The sequence below is a fragment of the Streptomyces regalis genome (assembly GCF_001509475.1).
GTDB classification, from domain to species: domain Bacteria; phylum Actinomycetota; class Actinomycetes; order Streptomycetales; family Streptomycetaceae; genus Streptomyces; species Streptomyces regalis.
Map to the genome: position 1 here is coordinate 1 of NZ_LLZG01000019.1, position 26,134 is coordinate 26,134.

At 70.4% G+C, this 26,134-nt stretch carries 22 protein-coding genes and 1 pseudogene; 12 read left to right on the forward strand and 11 right to left on the reverse strand.

The features are described from left to right. The 5 genes and pseudogenes from ADL12_RS04810 to pgfA all read right to left on the reverse strand — a co-directional run. Positions 1-754: pseudogene (locus ADL12_RS04810) on the reverse strand (condensation protein); the annotation flags it as partial. Next, the gene (locus tag ADL12_RS04815) at positions 751-5,295 is read right to left on the reverse strand and encodes an alpha-(1->3)-arabinofuranosyltransferase (RefSeq protein WP_062698825.1); all 4,545 of its coding nucleotides are present in this window, start codon (positions 5,293-5,295) and stop codon (positions 751-753) included. The pseudogene ADL12_RS04810 and the gene ADL12_RS04815, both read right to left, overlap by 4 nt. Continuing rightward, positions 5,292-6,017 carry a class I SAM-dependent methyltransferase gene (locus ADL12_RS04820; RefSeq protein WP_062698827.1) on the reverse strand — a complete coding sequence of 242 codons (726 nt, stop codon included), beginning with the start codon at positions 6,015-6,017 and terminating at the stop codon, positions 5,292-5,294. Before ADL12_RS04820 ends, ADL12_RS04815 begins: the two co-directional genes overlap by 4 nt. A gap of 97 nt (positions 6,018-6,114) precedes the next feature. Then, positions 6,115-7,263 (reverse strand): glycosyltransferase family 4 protein, encoded by a 1,149-nt coding sequence (locus tag ADL12_RS04825; protein WP_062698829.1) that lies wholly within the window; start codon positions 7,261-7,263, stop codon positions 6,115-6,117. Between the two features lie 218 nt (positions 7,264-7,481). Next, positions 7,482-8,468: a cell envelope lipid trafficking protein PgfA gene (pgfA, locus tag ADL12_RS04830; RefSeq protein WP_062698830.1), complete on the reverse strand. Its 987-nt coding sequence runs from the start codon at positions 8,466-8,468 to the stop codon at positions 7,482-7,484. A 223-nt stretch (positions 8,469-8,691) separates the two neighbouring features. On the opposite strand from pgfA, the gene ADL12_RS54815 reads away from it, so the two are divergent. Together ADL12_RS54815 and ADL12_RS04835 are read left to right on the forward strand one after the other, a co-directional pair. Further along, positions 8,692-8,844, forward strand: coding sequence for a hypothetical protein (locus ADL12_RS54815; RefSeq protein WP_167364376.1), 153 nt, complete (start codon positions 8,692-8,694; stop codon positions 8,842-8,844). A gap of 38 nt (positions 8,845-8,882) precedes the next feature. Continuing rightward, complete coding sequence (locus tag ADL12_RS04835) at positions 8,883-10,130, forward strand: PucR family transcriptional regulator (RefSeq protein WP_062698852.1); 1,248 nt, start codon at positions 8,883-8,885, stop codon at positions 10,128-10,130. 77 nt (positions 10,131-10,207) lie between these two features. Here ADL12_RS04835 and ADL12_RS04840 read toward each other — a convergent pair whose 3' ends face one another. Further along, positions 10,208-10,750, reverse strand: coding sequence for a hypothetical protein (locus tag ADL12_RS04840; RefSeq protein ID WP_062698832.1), 543 nt, complete (start codon positions 10,748-10,750; stop codon positions 10,208-10,210). A gap of 202 nt (positions 10,751-10,952) precedes the next feature. On the opposite strand from ADL12_RS04840, the gene ADL12_RS04845 reads away from it, so the two are divergent. After that, positions 10,953-11,423 (forward strand): hypothetical protein, encoded by a 471-nt coding sequence (locus ADL12_RS04845; protein ID WP_062698834.1) that lies wholly within the window; start codon positions 10,953-10,955, stop codon positions 11,421-11,423. Positions 11,424-11,504: 81 nt separating this feature from the next. Here the strand turns inward: ADL12_RS04845 and ADL12_RS04850 are convergent, their stop codons facing one another. After that, positions 11,505-11,924, reverse strand: a complete 420-nt coding sequence (locus ADL12_RS04850; protein ID WP_062698836.1) for a hypothetical protein — start codon at positions 11,922-11,924, stop codon at positions 11,505-11,507. 245 nt (positions 11,925-12,169) lie between these two features. Between ADL12_RS04850 and ADL12_RS04855 the strand changes: the two genes are divergently transcribed. Both ADL12_RS04855 and ADL12_RS04860 read left to right on the forward strand, forming a co-directional pair. After that, a complete protein-coding gene (locus ADL12_RS04855; protein WP_062698838.1) occupies positions 12,170-12,943 on the forward strand; it encodes an IclR family transcriptional regulator in 774 nt (257 codons plus the stop codon). Next, positions 12,940-13,800 carry an SMP-30/gluconolactonase/LRE family protein gene (locus tag ADL12_RS04860; protein ID WP_062698840.1) on the forward strand — a complete coding sequence of 287 codons (861 nt, stop codon included), beginning with the start codon at positions 12,940-12,942 and terminating at the stop codon, positions 13,798-13,800. The genes ADL12_RS04855 and ADL12_RS04860 overlap by 4 nt, the downstream gene beginning before the upstream one ends. Before the next feature lie 70 nt (positions 13,801-13,870). On the opposite strand, the gene ADL12_RS04865 is transcribed toward ADL12_RS04860, so the two are convergent. Genes ADL12_RS04865 through ADL12_RS04875 form a run of 3 tightly spaced genes read right to left on the reverse strand, consistent with a single transcriptional unit; the run spans position 13,871 to position 17,095 of the window. After that, a complete protein-coding gene (locus ADL12_RS04865) occupies positions 13,871-15,265 on the reverse strand; it encodes an FAD-dependent oxidoreductase (RefSeq protein WP_107119831.1) in 1,395 nt (464 codons plus the stop codon). After that, a complete protein-coding gene (locus ADL12_RS04870) occupies positions 15,258-16,487 on the reverse strand; it encodes an MAB_1171c family putative transporter (RefSeq protein ID WP_107119832.1) in 1,230 nt (409 codons plus the stop codon). The genes ADL12_RS04865 and ADL12_RS04870 overlap by 8 nt, the downstream gene beginning before the upstream one ends. Continuing rightward, a complete protein-coding gene (locus tag ADL12_RS04875) occupies positions 16,484-17,095 on the reverse strand; it encodes a toxin-antitoxin system, toxin component family protein (RefSeq protein ID WP_208614472.1) in 612 nt (203 codons plus the stop codon). Before ADL12_RS04875 ends, ADL12_RS04870 begins: the two co-directional genes overlap by 4 nt. A gap of 248 nt (positions 17,096-17,343) precedes the next feature. Between ADL12_RS04875 and ADL12_RS04880 the strand changes: the two genes are divergently transcribed. From ADL12_RS04880 to ADL12_RS04910, 7 genes are all read left to right on the forward strand, one after another. Then, a complete protein-coding gene (locus ADL12_RS04880) occupies positions 17,344-18,693 on the forward strand; it encodes an extracellular solute-binding protein (protein WP_062698842.1) in 1,350 nt (449 codons plus the stop codon). A gap of 14 nt (positions 18,694-18,707) precedes the next feature. After that, positions 18,708-19,646 carry a carbohydrate ABC transporter permease gene (locus tag ADL12_RS04885; protein WP_062698860.1) on the forward strand — a complete coding sequence of 313 codons (939 nt, stop codon included), beginning with the start codon at positions 18,708-18,710 and terminating at the stop codon, positions 19,644-19,646. Beyond that, a complete protein-coding gene (locus tag ADL12_RS04890; RefSeq protein ID WP_062698844.1) occupies positions 19,643-20,503 on the forward strand; it encodes a carbohydrate ABC transporter permease in 861 nt (286 codons plus the stop codon). Before ADL12_RS04885 ends, ADL12_RS04890 begins: the two co-directional genes overlap by 4 nt. Then, complete coding sequence (locus tag ADL12_RS04895; RefSeq protein ID WP_079051843.1) at positions 20,500-21,471, forward strand: arabinan endo-1,5-alpha-L-arabinosidase; 972 nt, start codon at positions 20,500-20,502, stop codon at positions 21,469-21,471. Before ADL12_RS04890 ends, ADL12_RS04895 begins: the two co-directional genes overlap by 4 nt. A gap of 107 nt (positions 21,472-21,578) precedes the next feature. Then, positions 21,579-23,093 (forward strand): arabinosylfuranosidase ArfA, encoded by a 1,515-nt coding sequence (gene arfA / locus ADL12_RS04900; RefSeq protein ID WP_062698846.1) that lies wholly within the window; start codon positions 21,579-21,581, stop codon positions 23,091-23,093. Between the two features lie 144 nt (positions 23,094-23,237). After that, positions 23,238-24,161 carry a sulfite exporter TauE/SafE family protein gene (locus ADL12_RS04905; protein ID WP_062698848.1) on the forward strand — a complete coding sequence of 308 codons (924 nt, stop codon included), beginning with the start codon at positions 23,238-23,240 and terminating at the stop codon, positions 24,159-24,161. A gap of 348 nt (positions 24,162-24,509) precedes the next feature. Then, positions 24,510-25,169 carry a DUF4360 domain-containing protein gene (locus ADL12_RS04910; protein WP_062698850.1) on the forward strand — a complete coding sequence of 220 codons (660 nt, stop codon included), beginning with the start codon at positions 24,510-24,512 and terminating at the stop codon, positions 25,167-25,169. Between the two features lie 37 nt (positions 25,170-25,206). On the opposite strand, the gene ADL12_RS04915 is transcribed toward ADL12_RS04910, so the two are convergent. Continuing rightward, the gene (locus ADL12_RS04915; protein WP_062698863.1) at positions 25,207-25,983 is read right to left on the reverse strand and encodes an intradiol ring-cleavage dioxygenase; all 777 of its coding nucleotides are present in this window, start codon (positions 25,981-25,983) and stop codon (positions 25,207-25,209) included. Positions 25,984-26,134 lie beyond the last annotated feature (151 nt).

The window sequence follows — 26,134 nt, forward strand, 5'->3', positions numbered from 1 at the left end:
CCTTGGGGCGGTGGGGGAGGGGGAGTTCGGTGACGAGCATGCCGTTGCCGGGGGAGGGTTCGGGAGCGCCGGGGGCCACGCGGGCGGGGGGTGACCAGTTGGAGGGGGTTTACTCAGTGACGGGCCGGGATTCGGTCGTACGGGTGGGCGGGTCCGCGGGTGAGTTGTCCCGGCCGCCGTACAGCTCCGCGGCAGTGGCGAGGACGCGGAGGCAGGCCGGGCCGTCGAGGGCGGTGTGGTTGATGGTGAGGAAGAGGACAGTTCCTTGTGCCGTGCGTATCTGGGGACCGTCGGCTCCGCGCGGCTGTACACCTACGGCATCAGTCGCCTCGCTCCCCTCGACCGGCCCCGCCCCCTCCACCACCTCCAGGCGTATCGGCGGCGACAAGGACAACGGCGGCGCCTCCGTCAGTGCCCGCGTCCGCGCATCCCGCAACGCGTCCCGCCCCGGCGCCGGAAAGCTCACCACCTCCACGTCCGGCTCCGCCGTGAGCTCCCATTCGTACCGGCGCCGATACCACCGTCCCGGCGCCTCCCGCATGAGGATGCGGGGATGCCGGCGCAGCGCCTGCGCGAAGGCCGCACGCAAGCGCCCCGCGTCCAGCCGCCCCGGAAGATGCACCTCGATGTGCACCGTCTCCGGCTCCTCCTCCTGGAGGCAGTGCCGGGCGACCTCGTCCACGACGGGGAACGGGACGCGTACCGCCGGCCGCAGGGGACCCTCGGCGCGTGCGGGCTGTTGCAGTGCGGTCATGTGGCGTCGCCCTTCCCGGTGTCGTCGGGTTCCTGAGCGTCGTCGGGGCGGCTCGGCCGGAATCTCGGCTTGCCGAACCCGATGCGGGCGGTCGGCGGATCCGGGTCCGGCCCGCCGGGGCCGCGTGCGGAGACGGTCGGCCCCGCCTCGGGCCGGGATGGTTCCGCCGCGCCCGGACCGTAGGGCTCGGTCCCCAGCGGACTGCGCCCCCGCTCCCGATGCGGCAACGGCCGCGTCGGCGCCTCCGGGGTGGCGCCCCCCGGTCCACCGCCACCTGCGGCGACCGGCGGCAGCACAGCCGTGGCGCCGGGCCCGCCGACTCCTCGACCCGGGTCGCCCGCGGATGCGCCCGGTCCACCCGGTCCGCCGGCGGATGCGCCCGGTCCTGCCGTGCCGCCCGTCACGCCGACCGCCCCCACCGGCTCCCGCGGCTCCCGCACCGCCACCACGCCCGCGAACAGCCCCGTCAGCGCCAGCAGTTGAGCCGCCGGACCGAAGGCGCCCTCTTCCGCCCCCACCGGCTCTCCGGCCCCGACCGCCGTGGCGATCCCCGCCCCCGCAAGGGCCACTACCGCGATCGGCACCAGCAGCGCATGTCGTCGCCAGGCCACCACCGCCAGCGCCGGCACCAGCAGCGCGAACCACCCGGCGATCACGACCCCCACCACCGTCAACGCCACCGTGCCCAGCCACAGCCCCGGCAGCGGCGGAGCGACCTGCGGCTCGTCGGGATTCGGCGCTCGCCGGCGCCACAGCGCCAGCCCGGCCAGCAGCGCGAGTGCCACCGCGCTGCCGATCAGCCCGCCCTCGTACATCACCGCCGGTTCGTACGACAGCTCGACCGTGCCGCCGGCCCCGGCCGGGATCCGCCAGCCCTGCTGCCAGCCGTCCAGCCGTACCGGCGACAGTTCCTTGCCGTTCAGGGTGGCGCGCCAGCCGTCGTTGAAGTTCTCGTACATCGTCAGGTAGCTCGCCGCCCCCGTCCCGACCGTCACCGCGCGCCGGTCGCCGAGCCAGTCCCGTATCTTCAGCGCGCGCCCTGCCGTCGGGGCCTCGGCGACCGTGCCGCGGGTCAGCGTCACGTCGGTGAGCGTGAGGGGTCCGCCGTCCCCGGCCTCGACCCGATGGTCACCGGCCGACAGGGACAACTCGGCGTCCTCCCGCCCTCGTTGACAGAGCGTCACGTCGATCTGCCGCCGCTCCATCAGATCCCGTACGGTCCCCCGCGCACTGGTCCGGTACAGCTCCCCGTCCACCGACACCACCGGCCCGTCCCCGCACGGCAGCGAGAACGTCCGGGAAGCTCGCGGCTGCGGGGTCCGGTACTGGTCGAGGGCCGGGATGTAGGCCTCCGTCAGGCCCGCCGGCAGCTGCAGGTCCTCGTCGACCATCGGGTTGTAGAGGGTCAGCGGCGCGGTCTGCGTGATCGTGATGTCCAGGCGGTCGGTGGTGATGGGAGGGAAGCGGACCCAGCCGTTCTCGTCGACCCCGGCGATCACCGCACCGTCCGGGGAGCTGATGTGCACCTCGGTCGGACGCGTGGTGAGGCCGCCTGCCGGCGCCAGCACGATCTCTCCCACCGCCTGCTTTCCGGGCCAGCGCAGATGGATCGTGGGCCGGTCGCCCGCGATCCAAGCCGTGGTCAGGTCGCCGTCGGTGAGGTTGCGCGGGGACAGGCCCGTCCCCAGTTGCGCCGTGGAGTCGGCGGTGGCGACGATCTGGTTCTGCTGGTCCGGCGCCACCTTGTACAGCAGCTTGTCCAGCTCCTCGCCCGGCACCGGCACCGCGCTCGCCCGCATCTCGTACGTCCCCGCGGTGGACGTGGTGAAGCTGCGGTGCAGGCCGGCCTCCGTGCCCGTCGGCGACAGCCCGGTGGGGTCGGCCGCACGGGACAGGGAGACGATCTCGGCGGCGGCCCCGGAGTCCTCGGCGTCGGTGGGCAGCCGCAGCAGCCGGGTCACCTGTACGTCCGGCAGGGCGATCTCGGAGAAGCCCGCACCGGTCAGTCCGCCCCGCCGGGACACCGAGTCCGTGATCGTCAGCTTCATCCAACTCGTCCCGCCCGCAGGCGCCCTGACCGACTGGGGCATGCCGTCCGGCCGCAGGAAGGAGCTCACCGACCCCTTCTCCGTCTCCACCCGCACCCGTGTCGGCGCCTCCCGCACGCCCTCCTGCGGCAGCGGCGTCACCTTGAACGACGACGGCATGTCGTACGACCCGCCCGCGAAGGCGATCCGCAGCCACTCCCCGTCCGGCGACCCCTCCGAGCCCTCGGTCCAGGCCGTGTCCGGGTTGCCGTCGAAGGCGTTCACCGGGTCGAACTGCGGGAGGTGGAAAAGCCAGCTGCCGTACGAGGACGCGGTCACCGAGCGTGCGCCGCGCAGCTCGGCCACCGTCTGGTGGTCGAGGCCGGTCGTCGGCAGGATCTGGTGCGGTTTCTCGCCCGCGTCCTGGGCGGCGTCGGACGCGTTGCGCTCACCGCGCGTGTACGTGTACGACGTGTTGGCGTTGATCAGCCCGAACCGCGTGTCCGCGCGCCGCAGCCCGTCGCCGACCACCTGTACCTGCGGTGAGCCGAGCCCGGGATGGTTGTCGCCGGTCAACACGCTTGCCCGGCCCCGCAGTTCGGACGCCAGCGGCAGCAGCGCCTCCGGGCCGCCGGACACCACGGCCGTGTCGGCCACGGGCTGAAGCCCGGCCTGGTGCGGGCGCGGCACGTCCTCGCCCACCGGCTTGTAGATCTCCACCGCCCGCTGCCGTGGATACAGCCCCTCCACCTGGAGCGGGGTGCCCGGGGCGATCGTCCCGCCGGTCATGAGGGGCCCGAAGCCCGTCACCCGCTCGTACCCGGACTGTTCCAGCGTCCGCTTCACCGTCGTGGTCGGCACCTGGCCGATCTGGTCGGGATCGAGGTCGTTGCGGACAACGACGTAATAGACACCCGCCCGGCTCAAGTAATCAGCGAGCCCCGGCACGTCACCGCCGCTCACCAGCGCCTGCTCGACGGCGTCCATGGCGCGCCGGTTGCCGGGGGTGCCGAAGGGGACGTAATCCCGCTGCGCCCACCGTGAGTTGGCGACGACATCCAAGGGCTGGTCGATCGTGGAGCCCCAGGTGTAGATGCCGTGCGCGGTCGCCGGAACGACGAGGGCGCGGGCGTCGGGGGAGTACTTCTCCATCCAGTCGGCCGTGGTCTGCCAGTACTTGGGGATCTCCTTGAAGGAGCCCGGGTTGAGGATCGAGCCGTTGAGATACGGCCACATCAGCCCCGGCAGCACCAGAACGGCGGCGATCAGCGGCGCCAACCGCCGACCCCGCACCGGCCGCGCCCCGCGCACCTCGGCCGCCACGCCCACCAGATGGGCGAGCCCCAGCACCAGCGCCAGGGCCAGCCCCGGCTGGAACTTGTAGATGTTCCGGAAGGGGACGAGACCCCCGTCCAGCCAGTCCTGCACGACCCCGTGGAAGGGCGCCCCGAACACCCCGCCGTACCCGGCGAGCAGGATCAGCGCGACCGTCACCACGGTCAGCACCAGCCACCGCCGCTCCGGCATGTCCCGCCGGGCCAGCCCGGCGAGCCCCAGCCCGGCCGCGAGCGCCGAGCCGACGATCACGACGACGGACGCGGCCACGGTCCATCCGGCCGGCAGCCAGGCCTCCCCGAAGTGCAGATAGGCGACCCAGTTCCCGGCGCCGCGCAGCGCCTCCGTCGCCGACATGGTCTCGGTGGTGGTCTGCGAACTCTCCACATACGGAAGGAAGTTCTCGCCGTACGTGCCGAGCAGCACAAGCGGGATCACCCACCAGGCGGTCGCCAGGATCACACCCGGCACCCACCACGCGATCAGCTTGCGCTGCCGCGGCCCGGGTGGGCGGGAGAGCAGATACAGCCCGACGGGGAGCAGCGAGGCCAGGGTGGAGGCGGCATTGACGCCACCCATGAAGGGGATGATCAACGCCGAGCGCAGGGCGGCGACCCGTGCGGCATACCGCTCATTGGTCAGCGGCAGCAACACCCACGGCAGAAAGGCACCCGGCAGCGCGGCCGCCGACGTCGACCCGACCACGATGGTGAAGACGGGCCACAGCGCATACACCACGGCGCCGAGGAGCCGCGACGCCCCGCTGCCCACCCCCAGCCGCTCGGCCAGCCGCAGCGCACCCCAGAAGGCGACCGACACGATCAGCGACAGCCACAGCCGCTCCGCCAGCCACACCGGCAGCCGTACGACATCGGCCAGCCAGTAGAACGGCAGCATCGGCCACAGATAGCCCGAGTACTGGTTCTGGATCCCGCCGAAGCTGCCCTGGTCGGACCACAACTGCCCGAGGTCGGACAGGAACCGGCCCGGATCGACGGTCACACCCAGCTTGGTGTCGAACGTCTGCCGCCCCGGCTGCACCGCCAGCAACAGCACGAACACCACGGCCCAGAACCCCAGCAGCCAGCGCCGCGAGCGCGGCCCCTCCGGCGGGCCCGAGGCGGGCGCGGAGGTGGGCACGGCTGCCGGGGGAGGAGCCTGGACCGTGGTCGTCGTCATGGTGGACACCGCCTGAGGATGAGGAGGAGGTTCCAGGTTGCGAACTCGCGTATGCCGGGCGCTTTCACGACGGTTTCCGCGAGGAACGGCCAGTAGCGGGAGCGCGCCGAGACGACCTCGACGTCGTCGCGGGCGCGGACCTGCCGCAGGGTGGTGCCGATGTGCACGGCGAAGAGGTTCTCGCCGAGGGTGTGCTTGGCGGGCCGCCCGGTCCGGCGCTGGTAACGGGCGCGGGCCCGCTCGGCGCCGAGGTAGTGCCAGGGGGCCCACTCATGGCCGCCCCACGGGGACAGCCAGTTGGTGAACGACACGTAGATCAGCCCACCGGGCCGGGTGACTCGCGCCAGCTCACTCAGAAACGTCTGCGGATCGGCCACATGCTCCAGCACATTGGAGGAGAAGGTGACGTCGGCGACGCCGTCGTACAGGGGCAACAGATACCCGTCGGCGACGACGGCCCCCTCGGGAGGCTTCTCACCGAGTTCGCTCACGTCCGGCTCGAAGAGATAGGCCTGCGCACCCCGCCGCCGAAACTCCTCGGTGAAGTACCCCCCGCCCCCACCGACGTCCACGACGGTACGCCCGTCGACGGGACCGCCGTAGGCCTCGACTTGATCGGCAGCGTCCCGCGCAAGCAACGAGTAGCAGGCTTCGGGATCGTCCTGCTCATGCAGAAAGGCCCGGAACAGGGCGAGGGAGCGCCGAAAGGAGGGGTCCTTCATGTCGCTGGGCCGTGAAGCGCCCCGATAGGGGCGCGGGGAACTGCGCGACCAGCCACGACGGCCCGGCACTCGCGAGACGACCGAACCACCACGGCGTTTAGGCGTCACGGCGCACCGCTTCCGCGGCAACCGCCCGGAACTGCCGCACCGTCCGATCCCACCGATAACGCGCCGCCCGATCCCGCGCAGCCTTCCCCATCAACTCCCGCCGATGCCCGGACAACGCCAGCGTGCACCAGGCAGCCGCGAACGAGGACTCACCACAGGCCAGCACCCCGGTCTCCCCGTCCACGACGGAATCCCGAAGCCCAGGCACATCAAAAGCAATGGTCGGCGTCTCCCGAGTCGCGGCCTCGGTGACGACCAGCCCCCACCCCTCCACGGCCGAGGGATGAAGCAACAACCACGCCGCACACAGCAGCCGATGCTTCTCCGCCTCCGACACATGCCCGACGAACTCGACACCGGGCCCGGCGAGCTGGTCCAACCGATGTCGCTCGGGTCCGTCACCGACGATGACGAGCCGCCCCCCGGTCACGGGCCGCACCCGCTCCCACAACCGCAGCAGCAGATCGATCCGCTTGTACTCGACAAGCCTCCCGACGGCCACGAACAGAGGCTCTGGCGAGCGATCCCCCAGCGGGCCCGGCTCCTCCACCCCGTTGTGCACGACGCGAATACGTTCCCGCTCGACCCCGAGATCCCGCAGCGCATGCGCGGTCGACGGAGAAACGGCGACCATCAGACTCCGCCGCTGCGCACCGGTCAACGCCCAGTGCTCAAGTCTTCGGCCAATACGCGCAGCCGGGGCCAGGGCCCCGCCGAAACGCATCTTCCACAGATCGGTGTGCACATGGTTGACCAGGCACAACGTCGGCCCGCGATGCCAGAGCGGGGCGAAGTACGGCATCCCGTTGCAGACCTCGACCAGCAGATCGCAGTCGCCGACCTGACGGGCGAAGGCGGATCTGGCGCGCAGATAGTGGCCATAGGAACCGCCGGCCGACACGACCCGGTAGTCGCGGTACGCCGCCGGCCCCCCGCACAGCAGGGTGACCTGGTGGCCGAGCCGGGTGAGCCCGTCAGCGAGGCGGTCGACCAGCAGCTCGGAGCCGCCGGCGGCCTCGTTGCCCAGGTCACGGTGGGCGAGAAAAACGATTCGGCGCGGATGTGGGGGGTGCGCCGGGGAGTGCTGCGGCGCCAAGGGGAGACTGGCGCGCAGCCGGGAAGGCACGTGCTGGGGCATGGGTGCTCCAACTCGTCTCAGGGTGCGGAACTCAGCGTGGGGGAGGGAGGGTTTGGGTTCCTGTGGGGGGATTCGAAGGTTCCTGGCTCATTTACGGTCGTCTTGCGGGGGCTGTGGACAGGCTGTGTCCGGGTGGGGGTGGACAGTTTTCGCCCAGCAGTTCGCTACGGCTACTCACCGGCGTGACAATTTCGGGCTTTATTAGAACTGACGTCACGTCACATTGTGAGCGAGGGCTGGGGCATCTCGACCGTAACCGGTGATTCAGGGCGCTTACGCCCTCGTACCACCAAAACCCCACCCACCACCGCAAGCAGGAATCCTGCCCCAGCAGCCCCGACCGGCAGCGTCTCACCCACCATCCGCAGCAGACCGCTGTCCCGCTTCGCCTGCCGCACGGCCTCCTTCTGCGTGGCCGTGGTGAACGCGATCTTCTCGCTGTCCAGCAGCACCGCAGCGTCCTTGTCGCCGCCGGGCGCCCGCAGGGTGCGGCGCGGGCCGGTCTGGGCGTAGATCACCCGGCCGGTGCGCTGGTCGACGACCAGCTTGAACCCGTGGTTGGAGTACCACTCCTCGGCCAGCACCTGCGGGCGCTTCGGCTGGTCGACGAGGCTGCCGGGGACGAGGCGGGTGCCGACCTTGCGGGGCGCGACCGTGCCGGTGAACCGGTATCCGGTGTACCCCTGGATCTTCTCCGTGCCGTCGTACCGCATGGTGATCGTGGTGCCGCCGGTGTTGTCCCACCACTGGTAGGAGCGCTTCTCGACATCGAACGGGAACTTCAGATAGGCCTCGCCCTCGATGTACGGCGACTCCTTGCAGCAGTGCACCGGCTTCGTCGTCCTCCGGTCCATCACCCAGCGGTGCGGGGTGAAGTCCAGCGCGTCGTGCGGGTCGGCGGCCGGCAGCGACTTGTCGGTGTCGACGGTGGTGATCACGTCCCACACGGCGTTGCCGCTGCGCTCACTTTCCGCCACATTGCCGCGCACCCGCTGCGTGACGGTGATCCTCTGGTCCGGCACGGTCTCGATCTTGTCGGTGTCGAAGACGCTGCCGGTGCCCGTGTAGACGGCGGTGGTGTCGATGTCGATGGGGTTCACGGCGGCACGCGGGGTCACGTACCAGGCGAGCATGGGCGCCAGTACCAGCAGAAACGTGCCGATGCCCAGCAGGATCAACGAGAGAGGTGAGGCTGTACGGCGCATCCGGCACTCCTGGGGGGATTGACGCATGGTCGATGCACGGTCGGTGCACGGTCGTTGCCTGGCCGTTCTTGGGCCGGGAACCGTAGGCCCCCCTTGACGGAGTGTCAATGTCTTGACGGACCGACCCGGCTTGTCGAGACTGAACCCGACAGGCAGGGGTCGGGTTCAGGCTGGCACCACCGGGGTGGGGACGACCTCCGGATGCAGAGAGGCTGACCCTGCGATGTCCAGACTGCTCGCTGCCACGCTGACCGTCGCGCTCGCCGCCGTACTCGCGGTGGGTGCCGCGCTCGGCGTCGTCGCGCTGCTGGAAGCGACGCCCGACCAGCCGAACACGCCACTGATCACCTACGAGCAAGCGGGCCAGGGGAGTTGACCGTGGCAGCCACCCGCTCCACAACCCCCGCGACCCCCATTCCCCCCGCGGCCTCCCCGCCCTCCTCGGCCGTATCCACCCGCTCGGCCTGGCGCGACGTACCTCGCTTCCAGGTCCGCCGCTTCGCGGAGCTGGCCATGGCCGAGGCCCCGGCCCTCGCCGAGGAGATCCTGCGCGAGATCCGCCGCGAGTACCCGCATCTGCCGGTCGTCCTGGACGAGTCGGGCGAGCCGATGGCCATGGTCGGCATCCGGCGCGCGATCGAGGTCTTCGTCCAGCACCTGGAGACGTCGGAGGGCCGCCCGACCGTCCCGCCGGGCGTCTTCCAGGAGTTCGGCCGAGGCGAGGGCCTGCACGGCCGCTCCCTGGACTCGCTCCAGGCGATCTACCGGATGGGCGTACGGCTGGCCTGGCGTCGTTTCGCCGAGATCGGCCAGCGCGTCGACATTCCGCCGCCCGCGATGTACGAGCTGGTCGACGCGGGCTACGAGTACCTGGACGGCCTCGTCGACCAGTCGGTACGCGGTTACGCGGAGGCGGCGGCACGCCAGGCCGGCGAGCGGTTACGCCTCCAACGCCGCCTGATGGAACTGCTGCTGGCCGAACACCACCGCGGCGATCCGGCGGACGCCCTGTCCGAGCGGGCGGCCCGGATCGGCTGGCCGCTGCCGGAGAAGGTCGCCGTCGGGGTTCTGCTCCGCCCGGCGCGGGAGGCGGTGGCCCCGGCGGTGGGGCAGGGCGTCCTGCTCGACATGGAGTACGAGCAGCCGCGCATGGTCGTCCCCGAACCGGACGCCGCCGGCCGCCCCGAACTCCTGCACCGGGCACTGACCGGCTGGGCGGGCGCGATCGGCCCCCCGGTCCCGCTGGCCGACGCGGCGAAGTCGCTGCACTGGGCCGAGGCCGCCGTACGCCTCATGGAACGGCGGCTGTTGCCGGCCGGCGACGTCCTGTACTGCACCGAGCACACCGAAGCCCTGGTCCTCCTTCAGCCGGAGGAACTGATCGACGACCTGGCCCTGCGCTGCCTGGCCCCGCTGGAGCACTGCGGGCCCACACACGGCCGGCGCCTGGCGGAGACGTTACTGGCGTGGCTGGAGACCAGGGGCGGGGCGCCGGAGGTGGCGGCCCGCCTGGGGGTCCATCCCCAGACGGTCCGCTACCGGCTGCGGCAGATCCGGGAGTTGTGGGGCGACGAGATGGACGACCCGGACCGGCGGTTCGAGTTGGAGCTGGTGCTGCGGGCGCAGCGGTTGAAGGGGGTGCTGGGAGAGACGCGCCGATAGCCGCTGCCCGTGCTGTTCTGCTGCTTTCCGCTGCTCAGAAGCCGTAGCGGCGCGGACGGCTCGTACCAGGAACCGGGTCATGCGGTCTGGCGGGCCGGCCCGGAGGTGGCGACGGGCGTGCGGGCGGAGGCGGTGCGCAGGCGTCGGCCTCGTCGCGTGAGGCCCCAGGGCTTGAGGATCGAGATCACCGTCATGAAGACGTACGCGGACAGCGACACGATCGGCCCCATCATGAGGTCAGTGGCATCGGGCAGCGGCTCGCTCGCGGCGACGGTGGCGACGGTGGAGCTCAGGCCGGGACGCAGGGCGAAGGTCGTGGCGGTGGTCGTGGCCAGGGTCAGCCAGAACTTGATGTAGACCCACCTGTGCCGCGCCAGCCCCCACTGTGTGCCCAGGGACAGGACGAGTCCGCTGACCAGCGTGAGGAAAGCGAGGGGGAGCAGCAGCCAGTCGGCGAACAGCTTCATCGCCCGCACGGACGCCTCCACGGTCACCGCGGAGCCGGTGGTGGCCGCGGTGATCGCGAGCGCGAGCAGCCCGAGCGTGAGCCCGAGCCAGCTCGCGGAGGCGACGACATGGACGACGAGGGAGGCCCGGCGTGCGGGACGGCTCAGTTTCATGCGCACCACCGTGCCGGGCGGGGGCGGTCCAGGCGTCTGACGGCGGGAGTAACCCCGTGTACTTGTCTCGGCGTATTCGGCGGGGCTTCGGCTGCTCGGAGGGGAGGGGAGGGGGCGGCGATGAGTTTCGGGGCCGGGCCCGGTCGTCCATGGGAGGAGCGTGCGGAGTGTCCCGCCTCCCGCCGAGCGTGAGGAGAATCTGATGCGGCAACCGACACCCCATACCGCCCTGCGGCAGCTGGACGTGCTCGTGGGTGAGTGGGACCTGTGGGCCCTCGGGCGGAGCGTCGGGCCGATCCGGACGGAGTTCGCGTGGGGGGAGGGCGGCGCCTTCCTTGTCCAGCGTGCCGACGTGGGCCCCGAGACGGCCCTGCCCGGTGAGTGGGGCCCGAACGCGCCGTTCCCCACGGTCACCCTGATCGGCTACGACGACACGGCCGAGGAGTTCACCGCCTGCTATGCCGACGGCCGTGGGGTAGCCCGCGTCTACCGCGCGAGCATGACCGACGGCACCTGGCGCCAGTGGCGCGCCGCTCCCGGCTTCCACCAGCGCTTCACCGCGACCCTCGGCGCCGACGGCGACACGATGGAGGGCCGCTGGGAGCAGTCGTCCGACGGCGAGCACTGGACGACCGACTTCGACGTGACGTACACCCGCGTCGGGAAGCCGTAGCGCGGAGGGGACATGATTGCGGCCCGCGAGCGGAGAGGCCCGCAGGCCGGTCGGGGACTCGTCGCCACGGGTGACGAGATGTCAGAAGGTGCCCGGCACCGGCACCGAGATGCCGTTTCCGATGTCAGTGACGAGGACGTTGGTGAACTGCACCGTCATCGGCGGGCTGCACGACGGCTGGAAGGTCGCTGTCACGGTCACCGTGAAGTTGGCCTTGCCGTTCTGTACGGGGAATTGTCCGCCGCCGGCGACGGCCATCTTGTTCGGGGCCTGGGGGCCGTGGCCGCCAGGGTTGATGCACTGCGCGGTGGCGGTCACCTGAATGCGGACGGACTGCTGGTTGCCGAGCCCGGCCTCCTTACCGGAGACCGTCAGGGTGTTGTCCGAGCGAGTGGCCGTCGGCGTGCCGACGAAGTGCGGGCTGACGGCCGCGGCGCTGGGGGCGAGGAGAGCGATAAGGCCGATGAGGGCCATGGGGATGAGGAAGAGTACGCGTCGCATGAGAGATCCCCTTGAGTGGGGCGTCAGGAGTATTGGGTGTACGTTGCATGTAAATGCGAGCGTCACATTTCACCGATACAGGCGCATATGTGGCACATTACGCCGGTCCTGGGGTCCTGCAACCGGAGGCAAAGGCCCCGCGCACCCATTGCCCGGGCAAACGCACTTTGAGTAACCTGTGTTCGTTATTCCGATCGGCTGTTGAAATCTCGAACAGCTCTGACACTCAAGGGAGGGGGCCGGACGTGGGACGCCTCGTACCAGCCGTGACCCGAGCTCTCGACATTCTCGAGCTCTTCCTCGACGGGGACGGCACGCTCTCCGCCCCTGACATCGTGCGCAAGCTGCAGCTGCCGCGCACCACCGTGCATGAGCTGGTCACCACGCTCGCAGCTCGGTCGTACATCGTCCAGGTACCGGGTCAGCCGGGACGGTACCGCCTCGGTGTACGGCCGTACCAGCTCGGCAGCCGGTACGCCGAGCAGCTCGACCTCGCGGCCGAGGGACAGCAGGTCGCCCGGTCCGTCGCCGAGACCTGTGACGAGACCGTGCACGTGGCGATCCTCGAGGGCACCGACGTCATCTACATCGCCAAGGTGGACTCGACGCACGCGGTGCGGATGGTGTCCGCGGCCGGGCGTCGGCTGCCCGCGCACTGCACGTCGGTCGGCAAGATGCTGCTGGCCTCCCTTCCCGAGCCCGAGCTCACCGCACGTGTCCCGGACGGGGCCGAGCTCGTCGGCATGACACCGAACAGCATTACCGACCCGGCCGCCCTGCGCGAGGCCCTCGCCGAGATTCGGGAGCGAGGGCTCGCCGTCGAGAGGCGGGAGTCCAACCCGGACGTGTCGTGCGTGGCCGCTCCGGTGCGGGACCGTACCGGGCAGGTCGTCGCCGCCCTCTCCATCTCCGTCCCCATGATCCGCTGGAGCGACGAGCGGCGCGTCGAGCTGGAGCAGCTCGCCGCCAAGGGGGCCGCCGAACTGTCGGAGCGCCTCGGATACCGGAGCGTGGCATGACGGAGCGTGGCGTCACCGCGTACGAGGTGGCCATACGGGCGGAGGCCGAGCTCGGTGAGGGGCCGACCTGGGATCCGGACGGCGGGCGGCTCATCTGGATCGACATCCTGGGGTCCCGGATCCACACCTACGACCCTGTCTCCGGGCGTCGCTCGGTCCGTACGACCCCGCAGCACATCGGCGCCGTCAAGCCGCGCGCCGGCGGCGGCCTCGTCCTGAACCTCCGGGACGGCGTGGGACTGCTGGACCCGGACGACACCTTCCGCTGGCTGCACCACGAGCCCGTCCCCGGCCGCCGTGCCAACGACGCCGCCGTAGCCCCCGACGGCTCCCTGTGGGCGGGCACCATGCGCTACGACGAGGCGCCGGGCGGCGGCACCCTGTCCCGGGTCACCGGTGACGGTGCGGTCGAGGTGGTCCTCGACGACGTGGCCGTGAGCAATGGCACCGGCTGGAGCCCGGACGGCAGCCTCATGTACTACATCGACTCTCCGACCCGGCGCGTCGACGTCTTCGACCACGCCGACGGCCGGGCCGTGAACCGGCGTCCGCTGGTCGAGATCGAGGACGGCGCCGGGTTCCCCGACGGGCTCACCGTCGACGCCGAAGGGTGCGTGTGGGTGGCCCTGTGGGAGGGGTCAGCGGTACGTCGCTACACGCCGGACGGTGAGCTGGACCGGGTGATCCCGCTTCCGGTGCCCCGGGTGACGGCGTGCGCGTTCGCCGGGCCCGACCTGACCGACCTGTACATCACGACGGCCCGCGTCGGACTGGCGTCACCGCCTCCGCTGGCGGGATCGGTGTTCGTGGTGCCGGGGGCGGGGAAGGGGCTGGCGCAACCGGCGTTCGCCGGCTGACCAGCGAAGCTGCGGGACTGCGGGACTGCGGGCGGGTCACCCCGCCCGCGCCGGCCCACCGCAACCCCGCCTATCCCAACCCCGCCGCCTTACGCTCCTCCGCCGTCAACGGCGGCCCGCTCAACGCCGGCTTGAGCGGGCCCATCACGGCCGCCAGCAGCACCGACGGTGCGAGCAGCACCTCGGCGCCCCGCTCCAGCGACGTCACATCCGTGACCCGCCGAGCGATCCGCCCGTTCCCGGTGGCCGTGTACAGCAGCCGGCCGACGTACGCCGCCAGCAGCCGGTCGCGCAGGGTGGGGCCGTTCTCCGTCGCCCCGGGGTAGAACACGTCCATGCCCAGGGCCAGGTCCCACGCCGCCGACGCCGGCCGCGCCACCGCCCGCTGGATCCGCCGGGACAGACCGGCCGAGCCCCAGCCCTGACGCCGTATCACTTCCCGCAGGGCGACCGCGCCCTGGGCCGCGACCGACATCCCGTGCCCGTAGATCGGGTTGAGCGCGCACAGCGCGTCCCCGAGCACGGCGAAGTTCTCGGGCCAGACCGGCATCCGCTCGTAGTAGTGGCGGCGGTTGGCGGTCGTCCGGGTGTAGGCCACGTCGGTCAACGGCTCGGCGTGCGCGAGCAGTTCGGCGATGACGGGATGCGGTAGCTCCTCGCGTGCGTACCGTACGAAGTCCTCGGCCCCGGTGGGTGGTTCGCCGCCCCGGGACCCGAAGAGGGTGACGATCCACTGTCCGTCCTCGATGGGCAGCAGCACGCCCCCGCATCCGGGCTTTCCGGCACGCGGGTCCGGCTGGACGTTGACGACGGGGAACGCCTCCCGCGCCGCCTCGGGCGCCCGGAACACCCGACTGGCGTACGCCACCCCGGAGTTGACCTCGCGCTGCTCGACCGCCGGCAGGCCGAGGTCCGTCAGCCGGGCGGCCGTACGTGAACCGCGCCCCGTGGCGTCGACGACCAGGTCGGCCGACAGGGTCCGTTCGGGGGAGTCGTGCGGTCGGATCCGTACGCCCGTCACGGCCGCGTCCGTACCGACCGGGCCGAGCACCTCGGCGCCCTGCACGACCTCGATGCGCTCGTCGGCGAGGACGGCCGCCCGCACGGTCGCGTCCAGCAGGTCCCGGCTGCACAGCAGCATGTGGTGCGACTCGGCCCACCGCCGGTACCAGCCGTACGGCGACAGCGCCACCATGTCCGTGGTCACCGGCAGCCGGTGCGCCCCCGCGTCCCGCAGCCGTCCGACGATGCCCGGCAGCAGCTCTTCCATGGCATGCGCCCCGCCCGACCACAACTGGTGGACGTGCCGGGCCTGCGGCAGGCCCTTGCGCGGCTCGGGGCCGGACGGCAGCACGTCGCGTTCCACGACGGTGACACGGTCGGCGACGTCGGCCAGCGCGCGGGCCGCGAGCAGGCCGGCGAGGGAGCCGCCGAGGACGACGGCGGTGGTGGTGCGTTCAGTCATGTACGGGCACGTTCTGTGCTGGGGCGGCCGTGCGGGCACGGACCGCCTCGATGTCGGCGGGGTGGCGGAGGGCTCGGGAGACGGCCCCGATCTCCTGGAGGAGGTCCGTGGTGTCGGGACCGCCGGTGGTGTTGCCGCTGTCCGGGGCGCGGCTCCTGCGGTGCACGGCGTCCTGGATGGTGACGGCGGCGGCGAGTGCCTTTGCCCGGGACGGCGTGAAACCGAGGGCGAGCGCGGCGTCGTAGGACCGCCTGCGCAGGTCCTCGTCGATGTGCCGGGCCAGCGGCAGCAGGACGTCGCGGATGAAGGTCTCGCGGCGGATCAGCCGCAGCTCCGGGGTGGCGCGCAGGACGAACCGCACGCCGGAGCCGTTGACGGACCGCATCAGCAGGTACAGGGGCCGCAGTTCGTGGTGGGCGAGGCGGAGCTGCCAGCGGTCGTGCAGGTACTGGCCGGCGTGCGGGAGGATGAAGCCGACCGCGATCAGGATGGCGGACAGGGCGGCGACCGGCGGCGCGAGGTCGGTGCTGAGCCAGTCCAGGTCGTGGCCCGTCCAGCGGGCGGCGACGGCGGTCAGCTTGGCGGCGTCGAAGATGAGGTTGAGGCCGTAGCCGACGCCCAGGAACACCAGTCCCCAGCGCAGCCAGGCGTCGAGGCCCTCGGTGCGCACCCAGTTCCAGATCAGCCGGGACGTGATGAGGACGGCCGTGCAGTGCGCGAGCAGATAGAGCAGCGTCTCCTCGCGCATGAACGGCGTGTTGGCGTAGTACGTGTCCAGGTCCCGCACCCGCTCCACCGGCGCGTCCGCGAGAGCGAACAGCACCCACAGCGCGACGACCACACCCAAGTAGGCCCGGACGACCAGGCGCATGGCACGGCGGGTCTCGGCGGACCGGTCGGACAGGCCGTTGCGCCAGGCGATGATCAGCAGCAGACAGGAGCCGCAGAACGCGGTGAGCAGGGAGTACACCAGGGGGGCTGCGATGTTCGGTACGCCCGTGACGCGGTTGACCCGGGCGATCGTCGCCGGAGCCGCGAAGACGAACACGGCGCAGGCGAGCAGCAGCAGGCCGCCGACCGCGCGCAGCAGCGGGTCCCGCCAGAGCCGGATGATGGTGGGCAGCTTGATCGCCAGGGCGGCGGTCAGGACGACGGTCGGGATCCAGAACGAGATGTACATCTCGCCGACGACCCCGGCGGGGTCCAGCGCCAGCCCGGTCACCGCGCCGTCCTCCCGCTCCCGCGATAGCCCAGCGAACGCTGCACCGGCCCGAGCGGCGCGTCCGGCTTCTGCCCCGACAGCAGCGGCCGGAAGGCGGCGGCCAGCCGGTGCCCGAAGTCGTCGGCCTCGGCCTCGTCCCGCTGCCGGGAGCCGTCGCGGGCGGCCACCGCGAGGGCGATGTCCTGCCAGCCGGGCCGCTCGGCGAGCGCGTGCGCGGCCGCCGTACCGGCCGTGTGGTCGTGGCCGTGACCGGCGTGCAGGTGCCACAACTCATGTCCGAGGATGACCAGTTGCTGCATCGTCTCGGCCCGCTCCTCGACGATGACCAGGTCGAAGTCCTGGAACTCCACCCACAGTCCGGTCACCTCGATCTCGTCGGGGAACCGCTCGAAGCGCAGCTCGACGGGCCGTCCGCCGCGTCGCGCGCTCATCTCCGCGCACAGCGCGTGGCTCAACTCGCGTACGTCGGCCGGGGGGTGGGGTCTGGCCCGCACGGCGGCGCTCAGATCGATGGCCAGGTCGCGCATTGCGGAGGCGGCGGGAGAGCGCCGCAGCCGTAGCGCCGAAGCGACCCGGGCCGCCCTCTGGCGCGCGCCCGCGATGTCCATCGCATCCCCTGTTCCCCCGCCGCTCGGCGGGCTGTTCGAGCCTATGCGAGCCGAAGTGTCCGCGTCATGTGATCGGGCGACCGTTGTTCAACCGGTAACGACCACTCCGGCTCGGCCGTGCCGCTCGGATCCTCGCCCGGAGAGTGCCGGAATTCGCGCACAGGGCATTGACTAGAAAGCGCTTGCCGCCTACGGTCCCGTTCGAAGTTACGTGCATATTTCGATATCTCGAACAGTAAGGGCAGGGAATGGGACGACCTGGCCTGAACCGTAGGCAACTTCTGGCCACAGCAGGCGGCTTGGCGGTAGCCGGAAGCTTCGGCTTCGCCGCGCTCGGCACCGGCGCAGACGCACTCGCCTCCGGCGCAGACACACGAGTGCGCTACTGGAACCTCTTCAGCGGCGGCGACGGCGCCAACATGATCGCGATGTTGGACGCCTTCCGGAAAGCCACTCCGGACATCGACGTGAAGGACTCCACCCTCCAGTGGGGCAACCCCTTCTACACCAAGCTCGCCATGGCAGCGGCCGGAAACCGCGCCCCCGAGCTCGGCGTCATGCACATGGGCCGGGTCACCGGCTTCTCACCCGGCCGCCTCCTCGACCCGTGGGACGTCGACCTGCTCGCCAAGTACGGCGTACGGCAGGAGGACTTCAACCCCGCCCTGTGGAACCGCGGCGTCATCGACGGCAAGCTCTACGCCCTCCCGCTCGACATCCACGTCCAGCTCTGCTTCTACCGCAAGGACGTGCTGGGGAAGGCGGGCCTGCTCGGCGACGACGGCCGGATGATCCCGGTCACCTCCACCGACGAGTGGTTCGACGTCCTGAAGAAGGCCAAGGCCGCCCAGAAGAAGGGGCTGCAGACGATCGGTCTGTGGACCAACGACCAGAACTTCCAGTGGTGGTTCTTCGTCGCCTTCTACACCCAGCTCGGCGGCCAGTGGTTCGACGACGACAACACCGAGGTCCTCTTCGACGCCGACAAGGCCACCCAGGTCCTGGAGTTCCTCCGCCGGCACGTCACCGACGGGTACGTCATCCCCGGCGCCCCCACCGGCGAGCAGTTCGTCAACGGCGCCCCCTTCACCTGGGAGGGCAACTGGTCCGTGCCGGTCTTCTCCGGCGCCGAGCTGGACTACGGCGCGACCCCGCTGCCGCCCGTCTTCGGCAAGCAGGCCACCCACGCCGAGTCGCACGCCTTCGTCCTGCCGCACCAGTCGGGCCGCGGCGGCGCCACCAACGAGGGCGCGCACGAACTGGCCGCCTACGTCGTCAAGCACGCCCTCCAGTGGGCGGCCGGCGGCCACATCCCCGCGTACACGCCGACGCTCTCCACGGACGCGTACAAGAAGCTGACCCCGCAGAACGAGTACGTCAGCGCCATGGACCACCAGGCCACCGAGCCGAAGGTGTGGTTCGCGGGCTCCACCGGCGTCCTCGCCCAGGACCTCGGCCCGGTCGTCGTCTCCTCGACCATGGGCTCCGCCAAGCCGGCCTCGGTCGCGCAGACGATGAAGAAACACCTCACCAAGCTCCTCGCCTCGAAGAACCCGATGGACGGCAGGACCGCCGCGCAGGGAGGTGCGGTCGCATGACGACCAGCGCTCACATGACGACCAGCGCCCAGACCGTCGTCGCACCGGCACGCGCCAGAACCGCGACCGCCACCGCGACCCTCCGCCGCAAGCAGGGCTTCCAGCACGGCGGCTGGTTCGTCGCCCCGTTCCTGCTGCTCTTCGTCCTGTTCGTGATCTGGCCGCTGCTGCGCGGCGTCTACCTCAGCTTCACGGACGCCAACATCTCCGGCGAGGGCGCGAGCTTCGTCGGCCTCGACAACTACCGCGAGGCCCTGAACGACTCGGCGATGTGGGACGCGCTCGGCCACAGCGCCTACTTCACGCTGCTGGTCGTCCCCTGCATCACGGTCCTCGCCTTCCTGCTCGCGATGCTCGCCCACAACATCGAGCGCGGCAAATGGCTGTGGCGGCTGTGCTTCTTCGTGCCGTTCCTGCTGCCCTCGACGGTCGCGGCCAATATGTTCCAGTGGCTGTTCACCCAGGGCATCGGCCTGATCAACGAGACCTTCGGGCTCACCACACCCTGGCTGACCGACAAGTCGTACGCCATGCTCGCCATCGTCATCGAGACCCTGTGGTGGACGGTCGGCTTCAGCTTCCTGCTCTACCTCGCCGCCCTACAGGGCATCCCGGACCACCTGTACGAGGCCGCGAAGCTCGACGGCGCCAACGCCTGGCACCGCATGGTCCACATCACGCTGCCGATGCTGCGCAACATCACCGGCCTGGTGATCGCGCTCCAGATCCTCGCCTCGCTCCAGCTCTTCGACCAGGCCGTCGTGATGATGGACTTCTCACCGGGACCGGAGCTCAGCACCCGCTCCTTCGTCCAGTACACCCTCGAACAGGGCTTCACCAGCTACCGCGTGGGCTACGCCTCCGCGATGTCCATCATCTTCTTCGTGATCATCGCAGTCGTCGCCCTGGCGCGGATGTGGCTGCTGCGCAACCGTGAGGAGGGCGGCCGATGACCACCGCCGCACAGCTCAGCAAGAGCCCCCGCAAGCCCTGGACGCCCAGCCAGATCATCCTCACGATCCTCGGCGTCGCCGTCTCCGCCGTCTTCGTGGCGCCGATCGCCGCGGCCCTGCTCACCTCGCTCAAGTCCGAGGCGGAGGCCGCCGAGATCCCGCCGCACTGGGTGCCGGAGGTCTGGACGACCCAGGCGTGGAAGTCGCTGTGGGAGACCGGCAACGTCACCAACTGGTTCGTCAACTCCCTGGTGGTGTCGGTCTGCGTCACCTCCGTCGTGCTGGCGGTCAGCGCGCTGGCCGGATACGGCTTCGCCCGCACCGAGTTCCGCGGCAAGAGCGTGCTCATGGGCATCGTCATGTCGGGCCTGATGATCTCCCCGGCGGTCCTCGGCGTGCCGCTGTTCACCACGGTCCAGCAGATGGGGATGGTCGACACCTACTGGGGCATGATCCTGCCGCAGTGCGCGCCCGCCGCGATGGTCTACATCCTCTACAAGTTCTTCCAGGGCATCCCGCGCGAACTGGAAGAGGCCGCGTTCATCGACGGCGCAGGCCGCTGGCGCGTCTTCTTCACGATCGTGGTCCCGCTCGCCCGCCCCTCCCTCGCGGCGGTCGGCATCTTCACCTTCATCGCCTCCTGGAACAACTTCCTGTGGCCCTACATGGTGACCAACAACCCCGACCTCATGACCATGCCGAACGGCATCGCGACCGTCATGAACTCCTACGGCATCCAGTGGGCCCAGCTCATGGCCGGCGGCCTGATGGCGGGCCTGCCCCTGATCGTCGTCTTCGTCTTCTTCCAGCGACAGATCGTGGCGGGCGTCGCCCACACGGGATTGGCGGGACAGTGACCCTGCGCAGAGCGCTCCTCGCGACGACGGCGGCGACTGTCCTCGCGTTCCTCCCCAACACAGCGCAGGCCGCGGTGAGTTACCCGGACCCGCAGCCCATCACCGGCCAGCAGATCATCCACGACCCCACGGTCGTCCGCCTCAAGTCGGGTGGCTACGTCGCCTATTCGACGGGCGGCGTGATCGGCGCCCGCCTGTCCAAGGACCTGAAGCACTGGGACGACGCGGGCAACGCCTTCGCCGAGCCGCCGAGCTGGTGGTACGAGTACAACGACACGGGCGATCCGTGGGCGCCGGACATCTCCTACCGCGACGGCACCTACTGGCTGTACTACGCCGTCTCCTCCTGGGGCACCAACCACTCCGCTATCGGCGTGGCCACCTCCCCGTCCGGCCGCCCCGGCACCTGGACGGACCACGGCAAGGTCTTCACCTCCGAGAAGACCGACACCTGGAATGCCATCGACCCGGCGATCATCAAGACCGACGGCCGCCTGTGGATGACGTTCGGCTCGTACTGGACGGGCATCCGCATGGTCCAACTGGACCGCACGACCGGCAAGGCGGTACAGGGCGCCACGGTCCACCACCTGGCGACACGCCCGGATGCCCCGTACGCGGTCGAGGGCCCGTACATCGTCAAACACGGCCGCTACTACTACCTCTTCGCGTCCTACGACCAGTGCTGCGCGGGCGTGAACTCCACGTACAAGATCAGGGTGGGCCGCTCGACGTCGGTCACCGGCCCGTACGTCGACAGCACAGGCAAGCCGCTGCTGGAGGGCGGCGGCGACCTGCTGCTGGAGGGACACGGCCGCTATATCGGCACGGGAGGCGAGTCGGTCTTCCGGGCCAAGGGCCACGATTGGCTGGCGTACCACTACTACGACGCAGACGACGAGGGCACCCCCAAGCTGGGCCTGAACCAACTGCACTGGAAAGAGAACGGCTGGCCAATCGCCCTTTAGGGGCGCGGGGCTGTGTCCGATATGCGGCTCCGCCGCGCGGGCGCGACCAGCCCCCACGCACCGGCAGCCGCCAACGCAACAAGAACCACCCCTTTCGAAAGGCGAACATGCACACCGCCCGCTTCACCCTCGACCCCGCCTTCACAGTCGGCGAAGTCAACCCTCGCCTCTTCGGCAGCTTCGTGGAACACCTAGGCCGCTGCGTCTACACCGGCATCTTCGAACCGGGCCACCCCACCGCCGACGACAAGGGCCTGCGCCAGGACGTCCTCGACCTCGTCCGCGAACTCGGCGTCACCGCCATCCGCTACCCCGGCGGCAACTTCGTCTCGGGCTACAAGTGGGAGGACTCAGTAGGCCCAGCCGAAGACCGACCTCGCCGCCTCGACCTCGCTTGGCACTCGACGGAGTCCAACCGCTTCGGCCTCTCCGAGTACATCGACTTCCTCCGTAAGGTCGGCCCCCAGGCCGAGCCCATGATGGCCGTCAACCTCGGCACGCGCGGAGTGGCCGAGGCCCTCGAACTCCAGGAGTACGCCAACCACCCCGAAGGCACGGCCCTCTCCGACCTCCGCGTCGGTCACGGCGACAAGGACCCCTTCGGTATCCGCCTGTGGTGCCTCGGCAACGAGATGGACGGCCCCTGGCAGACCGGCCACAAGACCGCGGAGGAATACGGCCGGGTCGCGGCGGAGACGGCCCGGGCCATGCGCCAGATGGACCCCCGCGTCGAACTCGTCGCCTGCGGCTCCTCCAGCCAGTCCATGCCGACCTTCGCCGAGTGGGAGGCGACGGTCCTCAAGGAGACGTACGACCTGGTCGACTACGTCTCTCTCCACGCCTACTACTGGCCCGAGGACGGTGACATCGACTCCTTCCTCGCCTCCGCCGTCGACATGGAGTCCTTCATCGAGAACGTCGTCGCGACGGCCGACCACGTGGGCGCCAGGCTGAAGTCGAAGAAGAAGATCAACCTCTCCTTCGACGAGTGGAACGTCTGGTACCTGCGCGAGTGGGAGGAGCACGCGCGGGCGATCGAGCAGAACGACTGGCCGGAGGCTCCGCGTCTCCTCGAAGACAACTACAGCGTCACCGACGCCGTCGTCTTCGGCTCGCTCCTCATCGCGCTGCTGCGGCACGCCGACCGTGTCACCGTGGCCTGCCTCGCCCAGCTGGTCAACGTCATCGCCCCGATCATGACCGAGCCGGGCGGCCCGGCCTGGCGGCAGACGACGTTCTTCCCGTTCGCGCAGGCGAGCAAGTACGGCCGCGGCCAGGTGCTGGACGTCCGCGTGGACTCCCCGACGTACGAGACGAAGAAGTACGGCGAGGCCGACCTGCTGCACGCCACCGCCGTGCGCGCCGAGGACGGCACGGTCACCGTCTTCGCGGTCAACCGCAGCCGCACCGACGCCCTCCCGCTCGAAGTCGCCCTGAGCGGCCTCGACCTGACGCAGGTCGTCGAGCACAGCGTCCTCGCGGACGCCGACCCGGACGCCCGCAACACCCTCGACGACCCCGAGCGGGTCGCCCCGCACACGGTCGAGGGCACGGTGTTGAAGGACGGCCGTCTCAACGCCGTACTGGAGCCGCTGTCGTGGAACGTGATCCGGCTGAGCTGATGTCCACGCCTCTGATGTCCATTCCTCGGACAACTGTCCACACCTCGGACACTCTCGGCTCGTCCTCAGTTTGATGCCCTAGGGTCTGGTCCCGTCCATCCCTACCAACCCGGTAGGAAACCTCTGAAAGACGGGACCGGCCGCATGCGTACGCTGATACTGCTCGCCCTCGCCGGCCTGGGGGCCCAGCTCGTGGACGGCAGTCTCGGCATGGCCTACGGCGTGACGTCGACCACCCTGCTGCTGGCCATGGGCACCAACCCGGCCGCCGCCTCGGCCACGGTCCACCTCGCAGAGATCGGCACGACGCTGATGTCCGGCGCCTCGCACTGGCGCTTCGGGAACGTCGACTGGAAGGTCGTCGGCAAGATCGGCGTCCCCGGCGCGATCGGCTCCTTCCTCGGCGCGACCGTCCTGTCGAAGCTGTCGACCGAGGTCGCGGCACCGTTGATGTCCCTGATCCTGCTGGGCCTCGGCGTGTACGTCATGTCCCGCTTCACCTTCCGTGGCCTGCCCAAGGACCGGGTGGGCCTGCCCCTGCGCCGCCGCTTCCTCACCCCGCTCGGGCTGGTCGCCGGCTTCCTGGACGCGACCGGCGGGGGCGGCTGGGGACCGGTCGGAACCCCCGCTCTCCTCGCCTCCGGGCGGATGGAGCCGCGCAAGGTCATCGGTTCGATCGACACCAGCGAGTTCCTGGTCGCGGTCGCCGCGAGCCTCGGCTTCCTGCTCTCCCTGGGCTCGCAGGGCATCGACTTCGTGTGGGTCGCCGCCTTCCTCGTCGGCGGCCTGGTCGCCGCGCCGATCGCCGCCTGGCTGGTGCGCATCCTGCCGCCGCGGGTGCTGGGCTCGGCGGTGGGCGGCGTCATCCTCGTCACCAATGTCCGCACGCTGCTGAACAGCGACTGGCTCGCGGTGTCCGGGGCGACGGCCGTGGCGGTGTACGTCGCCCTGTACGCGCTGTGGGCCGCCGCCCTGACGTACTCGATCCGCGCCCACCTGAAGGAGGGCAAGGCGGCCGGGATCGAGTCCGCCGAGGAACGGCAGGCCGCTGTCAAGGTCACCTTGTAGCCGCCCCGCGGATGCTGTCGCCCTCCACCTTGCCCTCACGCGTGGGTGTGAACGATCCCGCCGCCTGTGTACGAGCCGTTGGTGAGCACCACATCCGTGTGCACCCGCACAGAAACGTGGGGTCCGTCGGACGTATCCCGGGAACGGCTTGATGTGCGGTGGTGAATGACCGGGGCATGCATCAGCCAACTGTGCGGCGAATGGCTGGAGTTGGCCCTGTCGGCCGCACGTGCAACTCCTACGATTCGTACGCCTCCGGCCTTCACGGAAACCTCACCGTTTCTTCAAAGATTCAACAGGGCTGCACGGGTCGGGGGCGCAGCCACCCCCCAACCCAAGGAGAGCTCCATGGCACGTGGACTCCTGCGATACCTGCTGAGCGGAGGCGCGCTCGCCGCCCTGCTCACCATGGCGTTGCCCGCGCAGGCGGCCCCCGCGTTCGAAAACCCGCCGCCGGACAAGATCGTCATCAAGGTCGCCACGGTGAACGGCTCCGGCTGCCCGCAGGGCACCACCGCCGTAGCCGTCTCGGAGGACAACACCGCCTTCACCGTGACGTACAGCGACTACCTCGCCCAGGTCGGCGGCAACTCCGATCCCACGGCGTTCCGCAAGAACTGTCAGCTCAACCTGGTCGTGCACGTTCCGCAGGGCTTCACCTATGCCATCGCCAGCGCCGACTACCGCGGCTTCGCCGCGCTCCAGCCCGGCGCGAGCGCCATCCAGAGAGCCTCGTACTACTTCCAGGGCTCCCCGAACACGCAGTTCCGCAACCACTCCTACAGCGGCCCCCTCAACGACAACTGGCAGGCCACCGACAGCACTGACTGGGCCCAACTGGTCTGGGCGCCCTGTGGAGTTCAGCGCAACTTCAACATCAACACCGAGCTGAGGGTCAGCGCCGGCACCTCCTCGCCGGACAAGGTCAGCTTCATGACGATGGACTCGACGGACGGGGACATCAGCACGGTCTACCACCTGGCGTGGAAGGAGTGTCCGGGCAGGTGACAGAGGGGGCCGCCCGCTCGACGGGCGGCCCTTTCGTTCAGCTCCGCTCCACCCCCAGCGTCAGTGTCCCCGTGTACCCCGCCGACGGTGAACTGCCCAGCGCCGCAAGGGTCAGCAGACCCGAGGCGGCGCCTCCGTCGTCGTAGATGCCGTCCTGGGCGAGGGTGGTGCGCGGGACGGTGTTGGCGGCGTAGGTGGCGAGCGTCGCGACCCGTGTCGTGATCGTCTCGTCGAAGAAGAGCTGGCCGGTGTGGAGTTCCTGGCCGCCGGTGAAGGAGCCGTCGTCGGTGAGCGTGACGTCGGTGTGCACCTTGACGTGGATGTGGACGCACCGGCCGCGGTACCAGCCGGGGTACACGGTCGTGATCTCGGCGACGCCGTCCGTCCCGGTGAGGACGCCGCCGCGCAGGAAGGTTCCGTTGTCGGGCTCGTCGTGGCCGTTGTTGCCGACGAAGCCGGAGTACTCGCCGAGGGCGTCGCAGTGCCAGATCTCCACCAGGGCGTTGTTCAGCGGTGCGCAGGTGTCGTCGTCGACGACGGTGAGGGTCAGCTCCAGCGGGATGCCGGTCTTGTCCTCGCTGATGTCGGCGCGGACGAGCTGTCCGTCGAGGTAGTAGGGGCCTTCGGTCATCTCCTTCGTGAGCGTGCAGACGGCCGCGGCTGCGGGGGCGACGGGGGCCGCGTCGGTGACCTCGGCTGTGGGGGCTTCCGGTGCGGCGGCGGTGACGGCCAGGGAAGCGGCCGTGGCGCCGGTGGCGATCAGCAGGGTGCGGCGTCCGATCGTGTTGGGGGTTGCCTTCGAAGTGTCTGTCATGAACACGGCACCGTAAGTAGGGAGGCTGTTGATGGGCTGTCAGTTCAGCAAATTGAATCCTCCCCCTCGTAAACGAGGGGGATTCCTGGCTCAGGCTGCCTGGCGGAACAGCGTCCCGCCAGGTCTTGCGCCATCAGCACCAGCCGGGTTG

Excerpts from the sequence above, each read along its gene's own strand:
- ADL12_RS54815 (WP_167364376.1), top strand. The coding sequence starts at position 8,692 with ATGTCCAGACTGCTCGCTGCCACGCTGACCGTCGCGCTCGCCGCCGTA.
- ADL12_RS04885 (WP_062698860.1), top strand. The coding sequence starts at position 18,708 with ATGACGACCAGCGCCCAGACCGTCGTCGCACCGGCACGCGCCAGAACC.
- ADL12_RS04905 (WP_062698848.1), top strand. The coding sequence starts at position 23,238 with ATGCGTACGCTGATACTGCTCGCCCTCGCCGGCCTGGGGGCCCAGCTC.
- ADL12_RS04890 (WP_062698844.1), top strand. The coding sequence starts at position 19,643 with ATGACCACCGCCGCACAGCTCAGCAAGAGCCCCCGCAAGCCCTGGACG.
- ADL12_RS04840 (WP_062698832.1), bottom strand. The coding sequence starts at position 10,750 with ATGAAACTGAGCCGTCCCGCACGCCGGGCCTCCCTCGTCGTCCATGTC.
- ADL12_RS04915 (WP_062698863.1), bottom strand. The coding sequence starts at position 25,983 with ATGACAGACACTTCGAAGGCAACCCCCAACACGATCGGACGCCGCACC.
- ADL12_RS04910 (WP_062698850.1), top strand. The coding sequence starts at position 24,510 with ATGGCACGTGGACTCCTGCGATACCTGCTGAGCGGAGGCGCGCTCGCC.
- ADL12_RS04880 (WP_062698842.1), top strand. The coding sequence starts at position 17,344 with ATGGGACGACCTGGCCTGAACCGTAGGCAACTTCTGGCCACAGCAGGC.
- ADL12_RS04825 (WP_062698829.1), bottom strand. The coding sequence starts at position 7,263 with ATGCCCCAGCACGTGCCTTCCCGGCTGCGCGCCAGTCTCCCCTTGGCG.
- ADL12_RS04820 (WP_062698827.1), bottom strand. The coding sequence starts at position 6,017 with ATGAAGGACCCCTCCTTTCGGCGCTCCCTCGCCCTGTTCCGGGCCTTT.
- ADL12_RS04875 (WP_208614472.1), bottom strand. The coding sequence starts at position 17,095 with ATGGACATCGCGGGCGCGCGCCAGAGGGCGGCCCGGGTCGCTTCGGCG.
- ADL12_RS04865 (WP_107119831.1), bottom strand. The coding sequence starts at position 15,265 with ATGACTGAACGCACCACCACCGCCGTCGTCCTCGGCGGCTCCCTCGCC.
- ADL12_RS04845 (WP_062698834.1), top strand. The coding sequence starts at position 10,953 with ATGCGGCAACCGACACCCCATACCGCCCTGCGGCAGCTGGACGTGCTC.
- pgfA (WP_062698830.1), bottom strand. The coding sequence starts at position 8,468 with ATGCGCCGTACAGCCTCACCTCTCTCGTTGATCCTGCTGGGCATCGGC.
- ADL12_RS04850 (WP_062698836.1), bottom strand. The coding sequence starts at position 11,924 with ATGCGACGCGTACTCTTCCTCATCCCCATGGCCCTCATCGGCCTTATC.
- arfA (WP_062698846.1), top strand. The coding sequence starts at position 21,579 with ATGCACACCGCCCGCTTCACCCTCGACCCCGCCTTCACAGTCGGCGAA.
- ADL12_RS04860 (WP_062698840.1), top strand. The coding sequence starts at position 12,940 with ATGACGGAGCGTGGCGTCACCGCGTACGAGGTGGCCATACGGGCGGAG.
- ADL12_RS04815 (WP_062698825.1), bottom strand. The coding sequence starts at position 5,295 with ATGACGACGACCACGGTCCAGGCTCCTCCCCCGGCAGCCGTGCCCACC.